This window comes from Vibrio sp. MM46, from assembly GCF_027587135.1.
Lineage (GTDB): Bacteria > Pseudomonadota > Gammaproteobacteria > Enterobacterales > Vibrionaceae > Vibrio > Vibrio harveyi.
Window position 1 is genome coordinate 1 of the sequence record NZ_JAPPTO010000004.1, and the last position, 13637, is coordinate 13637.

The 13637-nt window shown below is 43.0% G+C and carries 13 protein-coding genes; 11 read left to right on the plus strand and 2 right to left on the minus strand.

Annotated features, from left to right (window positions below; all coding sequences use genetic code 11):
* Positions 1-90 precede the first annotated feature (90 nt).
* From OH459_RS05605 to OH459_RS05625, 5 genes are all read left to right on the plus strand, one after another.
* A complete protein-coding gene (locus OH459_RS05605; protein ID WP_017189577.1) occupies positions 91-747 on the plus strand; it encodes a LuxR C-terminal-related transcriptional regulator in 657 nt (218 codons plus the stop codon).
* A 206-nt stretch (positions 748-953) separates the two neighbouring features.
* Positions 954-1535: a calcium-binding protein gene (locus OH459_RS05610; RefSeq protein WP_005452823.1), complete on the plus strand. Its 582-nt coding sequence runs from the start codon at positions 954-956 to the stop codon at positions 1533-1535.
* Between the two features lie 59 nt (positions 1536-1594).
* The gene (locus OH459_RS05615) at positions 1595-3313 is read left to right on the plus strand and encodes a type I secretion system permease/ATPase (RefSeq protein WP_026000269.1); all 1719 of its coding nucleotides are present in this window, start codon (positions 1595-1597) and stop codon (positions 3311-3313) included.
* The gene (locus OH459_RS05620) at positions 3288-4628 is read left to right on the plus strand and encodes an HlyD family type I secretion periplasmic adaptor subunit (protein WP_017189575.1); all 1341 of its coding nucleotides are present in this window, start codon (positions 3288-3290) and stop codon (positions 4626-4628) included. The genes OH459_RS05615 and OH459_RS05620 overlap by 26 nt, the downstream gene beginning before the upstream one ends.
* Before the next feature lie 121 nt (positions 4629-4749).
* Positions 4750-5307: a sugar O-acetyltransferase gene (locus OH459_RS05625; protein ID WP_009697016.1), complete on the plus strand. Its 558-nt coding sequence runs from the start codon at positions 4750-4752 to the stop codon at positions 5305-5307.
* Positions 5308-5424: 117 nt separating this feature from the next.
* Here OH459_RS05625 and OH459_RS05630 read toward each other — a convergent pair whose 3' ends face one another.
* Both OH459_RS05630 and OH459_RS05635 read right to left on the minus strand, forming a co-directional pair.
* Positions 5425-6054 carry a response regulator gene (locus OH459_RS05630; protein ID WP_005452815.1) on the minus strand — a complete coding sequence of 210 codons (630 nt, stop codon included), beginning with the start codon at positions 6052-6054 and terminating at the stop codon, positions 5425-5427.
* A complete protein-coding gene (locus tag OH459_RS05635) occupies positions 6051-7445 on the minus strand; it encodes a sensor histidine kinase (RefSeq protein WP_047514082.1) in 1395 nt (464 codons plus the stop codon). Before OH459_RS05635 ends, OH459_RS05630 begins: the two co-directional genes overlap by 4 nt.
* A 378-nt stretch (positions 7446-7823) precedes the next feature.
* Here OH459_RS05635 and pstS point away from each other — a divergent pair, with 378 nt between their 5' ends.
* The 6 genes from pstS to OH459_RS05665 all read left to right on the plus strand — a co-directional run bounded on the left by pstS (position 7824) and on the right by OH459_RS05665 (position 13311).
* On the plus strand, positions 7824-8858 hold the full coding sequence (gene pstS, locus OH459_RS05640) for a phosphate ABC transporter substrate-binding protein PstS (protein ID WP_029788215.1): 1035 nt from the start codon (positions 7824-7826) through the stop codon (positions 8856-8858).
* Between the two features lie 54 nt (positions 8859-8912).
* Positions 8913-9842: a phosphate ABC transporter permease subunit PstC gene (pstC, locus tag OH459_RS05645; protein ID WP_009697019.1), complete on the plus strand. Its 930-nt coding sequence runs from the start codon at positions 8913-8915 to the stop codon at positions 9840-9842.
* Positions 9839-10675, plus strand: a complete 837-nt coding sequence (gene pstA / locus OH459_RS05650) for a phosphate ABC transporter permease PstA (protein WP_005452801.1) — start codon at positions 9839-9841, stop codon at positions 10673-10675. The genes pstC and pstA overlap by 4 nt, the downstream gene beginning before the upstream one ends.
* Positions 10672-11529, plus strand: a complete 858-nt coding sequence (gene pstB, locus OH459_RS05655; protein ID WP_171904753.1) for a phosphate ABC transporter ATP-binding protein PstB — start codon at positions 10672-10674, stop codon at positions 11527-11529. The genes pstA and pstB overlap by 4 nt, the downstream gene beginning before the upstream one ends.
* Before the next feature lie 139 nt (positions 11530-11668).
* Positions 11669-12394, plus strand: coding sequence for an SDR family NAD(P)-dependent oxidoreductase (locus OH459_RS05660; RefSeq protein ID WP_017189572.1), 726 nt, complete (start codon positions 11669-11671; stop codon positions 12392-12394).
* A gap of 425 nt (positions 12395-12819) precedes the next feature.
* The gene (locus tag OH459_RS05665; protein ID WP_017189571.1) at positions 12820-13311 is read left to right on the plus strand and encodes a DM13 domain-containing protein; all 492 of its coding nucleotides are present in this window, start codon (positions 12820-12822) and stop codon (positions 13309-13311) included.
* Positions 13312-13637 lie beyond the last annotated feature (326 nt).

A 13637-nucleotide genomic window follows, 5' to 3' on the forward strand; every position in this document is an offset into this window, starting at 1 on the left:
AAATAAACATACTCTAGCGACTAGCACTTAGATATGAGACCAAGTGCTGATTAATAATTATTAAATTTAGAATGATACGTTAGTGAAAGTATGAGAAACATTATGGAAAACAATAAGGATAAGCCTGAAATCCTAATGATCACTCAGCAAAGTTTACAGAGTGAAAACTTCAAGGAGATGCTTTCTAAGAATACCGAAACCAAGATTACGATTATTGATAACAAGAATCCTAGTTACCACGAACTTATTCCAGAGAAGTATTTTCTACTTGTTGACTTTTCTATAGATACTCCTTCTGAAACTTTAGATTATTTAAAAAATAATGAAAAAGTACTAGGAACAATAATGCTTAACCTTGGGCATGAGCTTCAAATAGAAGAGTTGGCTGCGTGGCCTTTCGTGAAAGGGATTTTTGGTCCCAATGATTCTATGAACAAGTTATGTCAGGGCTTAGAGGCAATTATAAAAGGCGAAAACTGGTTATCACGTCGACTGTTAGAACAGTTACTTACTTATTACAAAGATAAGGAAGTGAATCGAATTATTGAGCCAGCTATAGAAGTGGAGTTAACCCGACGAGAAATACAAGTGCTACAGATTTTGAAAGAAGGTGGCTCAAATATGGAAATTGCCGATTCTTTATTTATCAGTGAACATACAATTAAATCTCATCTTTATAACATTTTTAGAAAAATTGAAGTAAAGAATCGAACCCAAGCAACAAGTTGGGCAAAAAGAAATCTTTAGTACTACTAGTAACTCTTTGTATTGGATAAAGAATATTGAAGAAAGTATGAGTTAATATTTTTTTGATAATTGAGTCAGCTTTAAATCTCATCCCATATTCAAACTCGCTCCTTTGAGGTTATTTATTAGACTTTTTATGTCTGAAATTGAGTCGTAGTCCAGACGTGAAAAGGTCTATTCAAAAATAAAGCCAAGAGGGAACAATAATGAGTATAAATCATACGCACAACGGTGATTCAGGTGACAACCATAAAACTGACTTTGATGGCGGCAACGACATCTTTGTTGGATTTGGTGGCAATGACTCCTTTGTTGCGGGCGGCGGCAATGACTACGTCGTAGGTGGCGCGGGAGACGATCGTCTTATTGGCGGTGCCGGAGATGATATTTTGAAGGCTGGTGAAGGCAATGATTACTTGGGCGGAGGTACAGGTAATGACAAATTGCTAGGGCTATTAGGTGACAACAAGCTTAACGGTGGTGTCGGTGACGATACGCTTCTATCTGGTTCAGGTGACAATGTGCTGATCGGTGGTACTGGCGCAGATAAGTTTATCTTCACAGATAAGTTTGGTGGTCATGGTGAGGCGAAGGTCGTTGATTTCACTATTGGTGAAGATTCACTTCATATCGTCAGTGATTCAGTAACATCATATGAAGACCTGACGTTTACTTACGATGCGAACGGCAGCGCAGTGTTCACGGACGGTGCAGACTTAACTGTGAAACTAATTGGCGTCACGCAAGAAGATATCGAGTCATACGGAAGCGACTTATTCATTATCTAAGTCATTCTATTGGGCGCTAGATTACTAGCGCCCACGTATCAACATATGTGGATGTAATCGTGCAAAATACGGTTTTCAAAGAAGTTAAACAGAAACTGTGCACGCTCACAGGTTTGCTGATTGGCTTTAGTTTATTTATAAATTTATTAGTACTTTCAATCCCTTTGTACATGTTGCAGGTGTACAATCGTGTAATCTCTTCCTATTCCATTGATACGCTTTTCTTATTAACGGTTATCGTACTTGCAGCGCTACTAACCATGTCGTTTATCGATATTGCTCGCGCTCAAATGAGTAAATCCTTCGGTTATTGGATAGATTCAAAACTGTCGGTATTTATGCTTAAACGCAGTATTCAATACCAAGCCCACACGGGTAAAAGCTACACCTCTCAAGTGCTGAGAGACATTCAAAACATCAAAAGCTTTTTAAGTAGCCAAGCGCCATACCCTTTACTTGATGCTCCTTGGACCCCCGTTTTCATTTTATTCGTTTATCTGCTGCACCCTATGTTGGGTCACATAGCCCTAGGTGGCTCTATTGTGCTGTTTAGTTTGGGGTTAATTAATGAGCTTGTGACACGCAAAACCTTACAAGAGAGTGAAGTTCGTTCGATTTCCCATATCAATCAAGCAGAAGTCGCGACTCAAAACTCAAACTCAATCATTGCGATGGGCATGATGAACGCCTTTTTAGAGCGTTGGTATTCTAGAGTGAATGAATCCAACCAGTTGGAGCAGCGTGTGGCGGGTAAATCGATCTACCTTACTAATTTCTCCAAGTTTGTTCGAGGCTCATTACAAATTTGTTTGTTAGGTGGTGGCGCATGGTTGGTAATCCAGCATGAGATCACTGCAGGCGCGATGATTGCGAGCTCAATTTTAATGAGTCGAGCACTATCACCGATGGAGCAAGCGATCGGCACTTGGCGCAGTGCAATGTCGGCAAAAAACGCTTACAGCCGTCTGTTTGAAATAGACAAGATTGTCAAACACGATGAGTCTGATATGCCTTTGCCTCGACCTAAAGGGCACTTCGAATTGACAGGTTTAGCCTACCGCCACCCTGGTGCAACGGAGCCAGTTTTGTCTGCCATTACGCTGTCTATCCCTCCCGGTGTGTCTGTTGGCGTAATTGGTCCTTCAGGCACTGGTAAATCGACCTTTGCTAGATTGCTCCTTGGTAATATCAAGCCTCTTGCGGGCAAAGTGACGTTAGATGGCATGGAAGTCTCTACATGGGCTTCTGAAGATCGGGGAGCACATTTCGGTTACTTAGCACAAGAAGTGGAATTGTTTCCTGGGACTATTCGGGAAAATATTGCGCGTTTCAAAGACGAAGACCCCGCTAAAGTGATTCAAGCCGCTCAGCTAGCTGGTTGTCATGAGCTCATACTAAAGAAAAACAAAGGCTATGATTTCATGGTCGGTGAAAACGGACGAGGTTTATCGGGTGGAGAACGCCAACGAATTGCTTTAGCCAGAGCCGTTTATGGTGACCCTTCGGTCGTTGTATTTGATGAAGCAAACGCAAACTTAGACGGAGAGGGGGAAGCGGCGTACCAACGCTTGATTGCTCACCTTAAATCCCAAGGTTCTACCGTGATTGTGATTGCCCATAACCCAAGCACGTTAAGGCAGATGGACCGATTGCTCTACTTGGCTGAGGGGCGCGTGAAGCTGTATGGAGCGAGAGATGAAGTTCTTAAGCGTTTAATGGGTGAAGAGAGAACAGATATACCGAGGGTGCGAAATGAGCAATCAACTGCCAACCGTTAACGAATTAGCTGCTGAAAAGGTGGTGCGCTTTATGCCGTCTTCGGAGCTTCGTTTAAAAGGTCCCATTTTGCTTGGCGTACTTACACTATCGCTATTTTTAGGTGGGCTTGGTTATTGGGCGGCGACGTCTAAGCTTGAGAGTGCAGCTATTGCTTATGGTGATCTTTCTGTATTGAGCAAACGACAAGAGATCCAACATCTAGAGGGGGGCATTATTGATAAGCTCTACGTTCAAGAAGGCGACTTGGTTGAAAAAGGGCAATTACTTATTCAGCTCTCGCAGCGTCAAGCTAACGCTAAGCTGGACTCTGTTGGCGGTCAGTACATCCACACTATCGCAAAAGAAAATCGTCTCAATGCAGAGTTGGATGAGCTTCCAGAGATTGTTTGGTCGCAAGATCTAACAATGTTCGTGAACAGTGAGATTGTTGCCGAAGCAAAGTCTGTTCAAAACAAGATTTTTGAGGCAAGAAAACGCTTTTTTAACAGCAAGTTAAACATCATTGCGCAGAGTGTTTCCGGCGCGAGTTTGGAATTGGATAACCTTAAGGAAACCAAAGTAATTGAAAGGGAGCGCCTCAAATTTATCGAAGAGGAAATTGCGAGCAATCAAGCTTTGGTACAGAAAGGGTTTTCAGGTAAGTCAGCTTTATTACAGCTAAAGCGCCTTGCTGCAGAAGTACGAAGCACCTTAAGTCAGCTTGATCGCCAGTCTCTCACCGTCAGCAAGCGTTTGGATGAGAACCAAGCTAAAGTTGAAGAGCTAAAACTTGAACGGCTCAATGAAATCGTAGAAGAGTTGCGTAACACTAAGAAAGAGATCGTTTCAATTCGTGAGGAGTACCGTTCGGCGAAAGACGTCGTTGCGCGTACTGCCATTGTTGCGCCAATCTCTGGCAGAGTGGTCAATATGCAAGTATTTACCGAGCAAGGTGTTATCGGCTCTGGTGAAACCTTATTGGAATTGGTTCCTCAAGACGATAAGTTGTTGGTGGAAGCTCGAGTAAGCCCTCAAGATATTGATTTGATCAGTCCAGGGCAACATGCTCAAGTGCGTTTAACGGCTTTAAATGCAAGAACACTTGCACCGCTAGATGGCACAGTATTAACCGTCTCTGCTGATAAATTATCTGAGCAGAATCAAGATGACTTTTATCTCGCTCGTATTGCGCTGTCTCAAGACGATGTTGCGAAGCATAGGCTGACATCTGGTATGAATGCAGAAGTGTTGATTCTGTCTGAACCGAGAACACCCCTAAGTTATTTGGTTAAACCATTAACGGAGAGTATGAATCGCGCATTCCGAGAAGATTGATGGATAGCTTCTGTTTGAAATCTCATCACAGTGTTTACACAAATAAATAATCCACTACGCCAGTCACATTTTGCGACGTTGTGATGTGCTTTGATGCGCTTTTATTTTGGTGAGATGAACGATGAGAACAGAAAAAGAAAAAATGCTGGCAGGCGAGCCATACGATGCTTGGGACCAAGAGCTCTACCAAGCGCGAATTGAATGCCGAAAGGTTCTGCAAAAGATTAACAACAGCATTCCTGATACGGATGAATGGCGAAGTGCGATTGATGAATTGATCCCTGATTCTGAAGGGGCGTACCTTGAACCGCCATTTCGGTGCGACTACGGCTCAAACATTAAAGTGGGTAAAAACTTCTATGCCAACTTCAATTGCGTGGTGTTAGATGTCGCGGAAGTCCACATTGGGGACAATGTTTTGTTTGCTCCTAACGTGCAAATTTACACTGCGGGTCACCCTCTCGATGTCAGAGGACGCGTGGAAGAAGGCGTTGAATTTGGCACGCCAATTACGATTGGTGACAATGTATGGCTGGGGGGCGGTGTGATTGTTTGCCCTGGTGTCACTATCGGTGAGAATTCTGTTATTGGGGCGGGTAGTGTCGTGACAAAGGATGTCCCAGCGAATGTTGTAGCCGCTGGTAACCCATGCAAAGTAATTCGTTCTATTGAGCAGTAAAGGCGAAGTAAATAAACTAAAAAGCGCAAGTAGACAAAAAGTACAAATAAACAAAAAGCCGACTCTGAGTCGGCTTTTTTGGGGTTCTCATTCTGAGTTCAAATAGACACTCGAGGTCTAAAGCATACTGGAATGTACTTGTTGACCTTGTTCGGTCAGTGAATAAATACGACCGTCTTCCTTGATCACCAAACCACTATTGACCAACTGTTTTAAGTGGAAATTAAACTTGGTGTGATCCTCAATACCCACCACTCGACATAGATCCATAAACTTCATTTTACGATGGATTTTAAGTTGCTTGATTACCGAGCGGCGAATTGGGTTGGATAACGCACTAAAGATTTGGTCATGCTTTCTTTCATCAAGAGGGGATTTTGGTGAGCGTTCAGCATGGACGCGCTTTAAGGTGACCGATAGTGCAGCGAGGTTAAAAGGCTTAGTGAGAAACTCATCTGCCCCTTTTTTCATGGCGTCGACAGCAACGTCAACAGTAGCAAATGCCGTTGTGATGATAATACCAATGTTGGGATGTTGACGTCTTAAAGTGGAGAGAGCTTCAATACCTGTCATCCCAGTCATCACCACGTCGAATAGCGCTAAGTCAAAATGTTGCTCGCTAGCAATATCTAACGCATCCTCTGCATTATCACATGCGATGACTTCAAACGATTCCAAGGTTAATGCCTCAACGAGGACCTCTCTCAATTCTACATCGTCTTCTGCAAGTAAGAGTTTTAATGTCATTCAATGTTCCTTGGTAAGCGGATTTCAACTGTTAAGCCTGTTACCTGATCACTCTTCTTCGAGTTCCTCAAGTTTAGCTCGCCACCGTGTTGTAAGATAATTTGATTACTGATAGCCAGTCCCATTCCCGTACCTTCTCCCCGAGGTTTTGTGGTGTAGAACGGCGTCTTTGCTTTGGCGATTTTGTCTTGTGGCATCCCTGTTCCCCAATCCGAAATTGAGAGTGTTGCTACGAGTTTGTCTTGATAAGTTTCGATATAAATCTGTTTATGTTCTTGGCTTGCATCGATAGCGTTGCCGATGAGGTTTGTTACCACTTCTTCTAACTGGCCCGCATCGCCTCGCACACTCAATTTGTCGTCTAGTGATGTACTGACAATAAAGCCTTCTAGGCGGTATTGATTGAGAGACAAAGCATGTTCCACAACCTCTTTGAGCGAAACCACCTCACGTCGTATTGGCTTATGGTGAGCGTAGTTAAGTACTTCGTGGCTGATCTCTGCGGCGCGCTCAAGACCCTGCCGAATTCTAGCCAGTTGTCGATGAGTTGCTTCGTTATCCGGCAGCTGTTTTTCCAATAAATCGCAGCTCATGGTTGCGCTGGAGAGTGGTGTTTTAATCTCATGTGCAACCGCTGAGGTCAGTTCACCAAGTTCTTTTAATTTAGCGTCTTGTTGAGAGAGTTGGATATGACTTTCAAGCTGCTTGTTCTTTTCATCGTCAAATACTCTGAGGGCAATCCAAAGAGTGCACAAGATAGAGAGCGCACACACCATTCTAACGATCAGCACCCAAAGTCCTAAATCGACCGTCAGCGCGCCTGCGGCAATGCCATAAGCAACGAGAGAAAGCCCCGTCAGCTTAAAAGGCAGTGAAGCGCCATGACCTTCTTTTTCAAGAATATTGGCGTAGCTCATCATGGCTAGGCCAGAGATGACTCCAGAGCCTAAACCAAAAATCCAGCGTACTTGGTTAGCGGTGTTATGGACATAAATGGCGTATTCTTTGTTGCCGAAGCGGTAAACCAAGCTAACGATAAATAGAGCCAGAACCGCAATCGCGGCGTATTTGATGTACTTGACCTTCTTCCAGCTGGTCAGATCTAGCATCTTCCAAGCGAAAGCCCCGAGAGCAATGAATGAGAACAAGAGCTTAAATACTTTGAAAGTCTCTATGCCTTTAGTCAGGGTAAATTCGTGTTCATACATCACCAAGTAAAGTTCGGACCATTCATGGAAGCCGTGGATGAAACCAAATAAAGCCAGAATGGGCAGAGCAGAAGCAATAGCAATGCGACTTTTGCGTAGATCTCGAAACAGAATCGCAAAAAAGATGGCGAAGAAAGCTAAGCCATAGAAGAGGTAAATTTTGAAGATGAGTAACATATCCATCATTTGAGTCTAAAGGACTCCTTACCCTTCATCAATATTTAAAAATTGCAATCTTATTATTTTGCATTGCATACATATTTCCTTAGAAACGTCCTTATCTATATAGATTTCATATGATGTTTGTGAATTTTTCTTATCATAAATTATTTGCGGGAGATAATTGTTATTCACACTGAGCTGTTTAACTTATTTCTTTAATAAAACTGTCATATTAAATTTCTAATCTCAACGCGTCGATTGATTAGTACCGATTGACTGTTTATTTATTTCAATACCTAGTTTTACTTGAACACTAAAACTAACAGGGCTAATTAAACATTGGTTTTTAATTAGCCCAAATTTCTCACTAAATTATATCGGAGATATATTGTGAAATTTATGAAATCAGCTCTAGTGTCTTCAGTTCTGGTTGCAGCATCATTTGGCGTTGCTGCTAAAACAACGATCAACGGCGCTGGTGCGACATTCCCTCATCCAATTTATGCGAAATGGGCTGAGCAATACCAGAAGGAAACGGGTGTTCAGATTAACTACCAAGCTATTGGTTCTGGTGGTGGTATTCGCCAGATTACAGCAAACACAGTGGACTTTGGTGCGACTGACGCGCCACTGACTATCGAGGAGCTGAACAAAGAGGGCATGATTCAGTTTCCAATGGTGATGGGGGCAATTGTTCCTGTGGTGAACATTCCTGGTATTGATGCTGGAGAGGTGAAACTAACAGGTAAAGTTCTCGCAGATATTTTCCTTGGTAACATCAAAAACTGGAATGATCCTGCGATTGTCGCACTCAATAAAGATGTCGACCTACCTAATCAACCTATCTATGTTGTCCACCGTTCAGATGGTTCTGGCACCACCTACAATTTTACGGACTACCTCGACCGTGTAAGCCCCGAATGGCATAAGTCTATTGGTGTTGGCAAAGACATTACATGGCCGAAAAAAGCAACAACCATTGGCGGGAACGGCAATGCCGGTGTAGCAAACTTTGTTAACCGTACCCGAGGAGCCATTGGGTATGTAGAGTATGCGTTTGCTAAGCAAAATGATCTCGCCTATACACAAATGCAATCTAAAGATGGCAAGTTTCTAAACCCAGGCATGGACACTTTCCAATCTGCAGCTGCCAATGCTGATTGGGATAATGCTCCGGGTTACCACTTATTGTTAAACGACCAACCGGGTGCAAACTCATGGCCAATGACAGCAGCGACGTTTATTCTTATGCATAAAGAGCAGGCGGATGCGAACAAAGCGAAAGAAATCGTGAAATTCTTTGAATGGAGCTATAAACAAGGTCAACTTGCAGAAGAGTTGGATTACATCCCAATGCCAAATAAAGTCGTTAACATGGTTAATGAGACTTGGAAAGAGGGTTTGAAATCTAACGGTCACACGATTATTCAATAATTAATCAAGTAGCCTGATAAGTAATATATTTATCAGGCTACTATATAAAATATTATGACTACTTTAGCTATTAAAAGTAAAGTGAACGGCGATTCGGTTTTTAATAAGCTGAGTTTTGCTAGTGCTTTATTAATTTTTGTAACTTTAATTGGTATTTTATTATCTCTTATTGAAGGTGGTTGGCCAGCCTTTAAGGAATTTGGTCCAGGCTTCATTTTTAGAGATATTTGGGATCCCATTAACGGTCAATTTGGCGCTGCCTCAGCAATTTATGGCACGCTGGTTACTTCTTTCATCGCTATTGTTATTGCTGCACCGATTGCGTTAGGTACGGCTGTATTCCTTGCTGAGTTAGCTCCTAAATGGTTGAGTCAACCAGTAAGTAAAGCCATTGAACTGCTTGCTGCTGTACCAAGTATCATCTACGGCATGTGGGGACTGTTTGTCTTCGTTCCTTGGTTTTCTGAAGGTTTCCAAATGTGGGCCGGTGTGCATTTGGTCGATATCCCTTTGGTAGGTGGTTGGTTTAATGGTCCGCCGATTGGGATAGGCTTATTGGCGGCGGGGATCATCTTGTCATTTATGATTCTGCCTATCATGACTTCTTTAACGCGTGACGCATTGAAATCCATTCCGGATGTCCTCCGTGAAGCAGCATATGGAACGGGAGCGACACCATTTGAAGTCATCACCAAGGTGCTTATCCCTAAAGTTAAGAATGCAACAGTGAGTGCTGGCATTTTAGGTCTCGGTCGCGCTCTCGGTGAAACCATGGCTGTCGCCTTTGTTATTGGTGGTGCGAGCCGTATTGAATTTTCATTCTTTATGCCAGCAAGCTCCATTTCTTCGACGATTGCTCAGCAATTTAACGAGGCAACAGATCCAATCCATATCGCATCGTTAATTGGTCTGGGAGTGGTGTTGTTTCTTATCACTTTCTTTGTGATGGGTTTTGCTCGTCGTTTGTTAAGGAAGTCATCATGAATAGCAGAAAATTAAAGAACTTTAGCTTTCTAACATTTTGCACTTTGTCGGCAGCGTTCGGTGTCTTCGTTCTCGCGAGCATCTTATACACCTTGATTGGTGAAGGAATAAAGGGCTTGAGCTTCGCTATCTTCACCGAGTTAACGCCTGGTCCGGGCAGTGAAGGTGGCTTAAAAAATGCCATTGTGGGGAGCTTAATGCTGACTGGCTTGGGCATTCTGATTGCTGCACCGATTGGGGTTCTTGCGGGCACGTGGTTGGCAGAAGCTGATAAAGAAAACACAGTGGCCGAATCGCTGCGCTTTCTTAACGGTATGTTAATGAGTGCTCCCTCTATCTTGGTCGGGTTGTTTGTCTACGCCATGATTGTGGTACCGACAGGCGGTTATTCTGGATGGGCAGGTGCCATCGCATTAGCCGTTCTCGCACTACCAGTGATCGTTGCTTCAACGGAAGAGATGCTACGTTTGGTCCCGCCAACGTTGAAAGAAGCGGGAAGCGGTGTAGGGGCGCCTAAATGGCGAGTGATCACCCAACTTAGTTACCGCGCCGCAGCTCCGGGGATTATCACTGCCATTCTTTTATCCATCGCTCGTATTTCTGGGGAGACGGCACCGCTTTTGTTTACTGCGTTAAACAGTAGCTTTATGACGACCGACATGAGCAAACCGATGGCAAACTTACCAGTGACGATATACCAATTTGCTATGAGCCCTTACAGCTCATGGCAAGAGCTGGCATGGGCTGGCGCATTGATTATCACCAGTTTTATTTTGATTGTTAACGTACTGGCGACGTCGTTGCCGCAATTATTAAAAGCGAGAAGAGCATGAACACGGCAACATTAAATCCAGTCAGAGCAAGCATGAATGAATCCACTATGAATACTTTGGTACACAGTGTTAGCGCCAACGATGTCTCAGCAAGTTTGACTCATCGTATGGACATTCAAAACTTAAATTTTTACTACAACAAAGGCTCTGATGCAGCGTTGAAATCCGTATCAATGCCAATCTATAAAAACCGAGTGACGGCACTGATTGGTCCATCGGGCTGCGGTAAGTCTACACTGCTTCGTACGTTAAATCGTATATATGACTTGTATGGGCATCAGTACGCTGAAGGCGAAATCTTACTTGATGGTGAGAGCATCTTTAGCAATACGGACGTCAATGAACTGCGTTCCAAAGTGGGCATGGTTTTCCAAAAACCAACGCCATTTCCCATGTCGATATACGAAAACATGGCATTTGGATTGAAGATACAAGGTACATTTAGCAAAGCCGAAGTTAGAGAGCGTGTCGAGTCTGCACTAAAGCGTGCGCACTTGTGGGAAGAGGTGAAAGATAAGCTAGATGCAGATGCGAATGGTTTATCAGGTGGTCAGCAGCAGCGTTTATGTATTGCTCGAACGATTGCGCTAGAGCCAGAGGTTATTTTAATGGATGAGCCGACTTCCGCGCTGGATCCTATTGCCACCGCCGCCATTGAAACTCTGATAACAGAGCTGCGTGAGAAGTACACCATCGTTATCGTAACGCACAACATGCAGCAAGCGATGCGCATCTCCGATTACACGGGTTTTATGTATCTAGGAAAGCTAGAAGAATTTGGTAAGACTGAAAACATTTTCCATCACCCAGACAACGACCGTACTAAACGTTATATCTCAGGGGACTTTGGATAACGAATAACAACAATAGCGCTGATTAGTCAGCTCGTTTTAGGCACGGTTTCGCGAGGATCGTGCCTATTTTTTTATGCCCTGACACTCTAGAATTAAGGTCATCTCAAACAATGTCATCTCAAACAATTAAGAACGCAGTATGTACAAAAACAAAGTGGTGGTTATTACAGGCGGCAGCCAAGGTATTGGTAAGTATCTCGCGCAGGCTTATTTAGACCAACAAGCGAAGGTCATTGTGTTTGATATTGCCGTAAACCAAAATCCGAGCGTCGAGTTTTATCACGTCGATCTAGGGCAGCCTACGCAGATTGAGCTCGCTTTTGATGAGATCCAACGTGCACACGGTAAGGTTGATATTCTGATCAACAACGGTGCAATCGCTAACTTTAACAAACCAGTTGAACAACTGACTTTTGAAGAATTCTCTCGAGTCATTGATGTCAATCTCAAAGGGGCGTTTGCGTGTTCACGTCGATTTATTGCATTAAACCGTGCTCAATCTTTTGGAAGAATTGTCAACATTGCCTCGACACGTTGGAATCAAAATGAAGCTGGTTGGGATGCGTATGGTGCATCTAAAGGAGGCTTAGTTTCGATGACTCAATCCATGGCGATTTCTCTGTCTGATACTCCCATTACCGTTAATGCTGTAAGCCCTGGTTGGATACAAGTTGAAGGGTATGAAGATTTAGATAGCTTTGACCATCAGCAGCATCCATCGGGTCGAGTAGGTAAGGCAAAAGATATTGTAAATGCGTGTTTGTTCTTAACTCATCCAGAGAATGACTTTATTAATGGACACAACTTGGTTGTCGATGGTGGAATGAGCAAGAAAATGATCTATCAAGACAGTTTGATTGATTAAGCTTACTTTCTTGGGTACAGAAGTGCTCTTCAGTAGAGTACTTCTTATTATTTTATCGGTAGTCGTTTACTTTCCTCTTTATTCTCCTCCCTGTTTTTTGGGTACATTCATTTTCACCGTTTGAAATAGGCATTTAAAAAACTCTTTGCGCAAAAGATGCCGAATGATAATTCCTCTGCTTCGATACACTCTAAAACCAGTGGCGACGATATCTATTTTTCGTGCTTCGGGTTAGGACTCATATATTAAAAAACAGTGACATACTTTTTAAAAAGGCGATGGGTTGGGGAAATTATCACCGAAATTGTGATATTGCCCTTAAAACTATATAGGAAATTTCTGAGTTTGTAGTAATGCTCTGTTTTAAATGGATTTATGAACTAACTTTGATATTGACGTCTTGTTAGTTAAAGCTAGGTATAACGATGAAATGGATTTTATTGCTTGTGAGCCACATCTTGTTTGCAGTGGCGGGTTTTGCTGCGGGTATTTATGCACTGCCTATTCTTATCCAACCTGATTCACCAGATGTTTCGGTTGTGTCTAACTCTTCGGAAGGTGTTCTCTACCGTGGCATGTTCGAGCGAAATCGAACAGATAGTGACTTTCTTCATTGGGGAGAAGGGGAGCTATGGGTCACTGAAGATACGATTGCTTTTCAAGGAGAATTGGCTCCTGGACCGGATTATAAGCTGTATCTCTCACCAACGTTTGTTGAAACCGAGGCGGATTTTAATCGCTTGAAGTCACAAATGGTGAAGGTGGGAGAGGTGAAAACATTTGACCGTTTTATGGTCACTCTTCCTCAAGATCTGCCCTTAGATAACTACACGTCAGTCATTGTTTGGTGTGAAACCTTTGGTGAATTTATTACGTCTGCACAGCTCAAATCTGTCGCAAAAATGAATCAGAGCTAATACCCAAACAATTTTAACTCATGTCGAATAATAACTGACAGAAACGTGACAAAAGGAGCGTTTCTGTCGCCAGTATCTCGACGCCTGTATTTTGACGGGGCGCTGTCCTGTCATAAATCAATAAATGATTAATATTTTGTATGAGTCGGAAAAGTATTGTGCCAGTGATTCAACGTTATCTCGCTTTATTCTTTTTGATGTTTTTAGTTTCCGCCCAAGCGATGGCCGCGGGGGAAATTGAAATATCGTTTAGTCCCACATCAGGAACTGCTTATGAAAATGGGGAAGTAATCAGTTATTCCATTGATGTGAAAAATACAACAGCG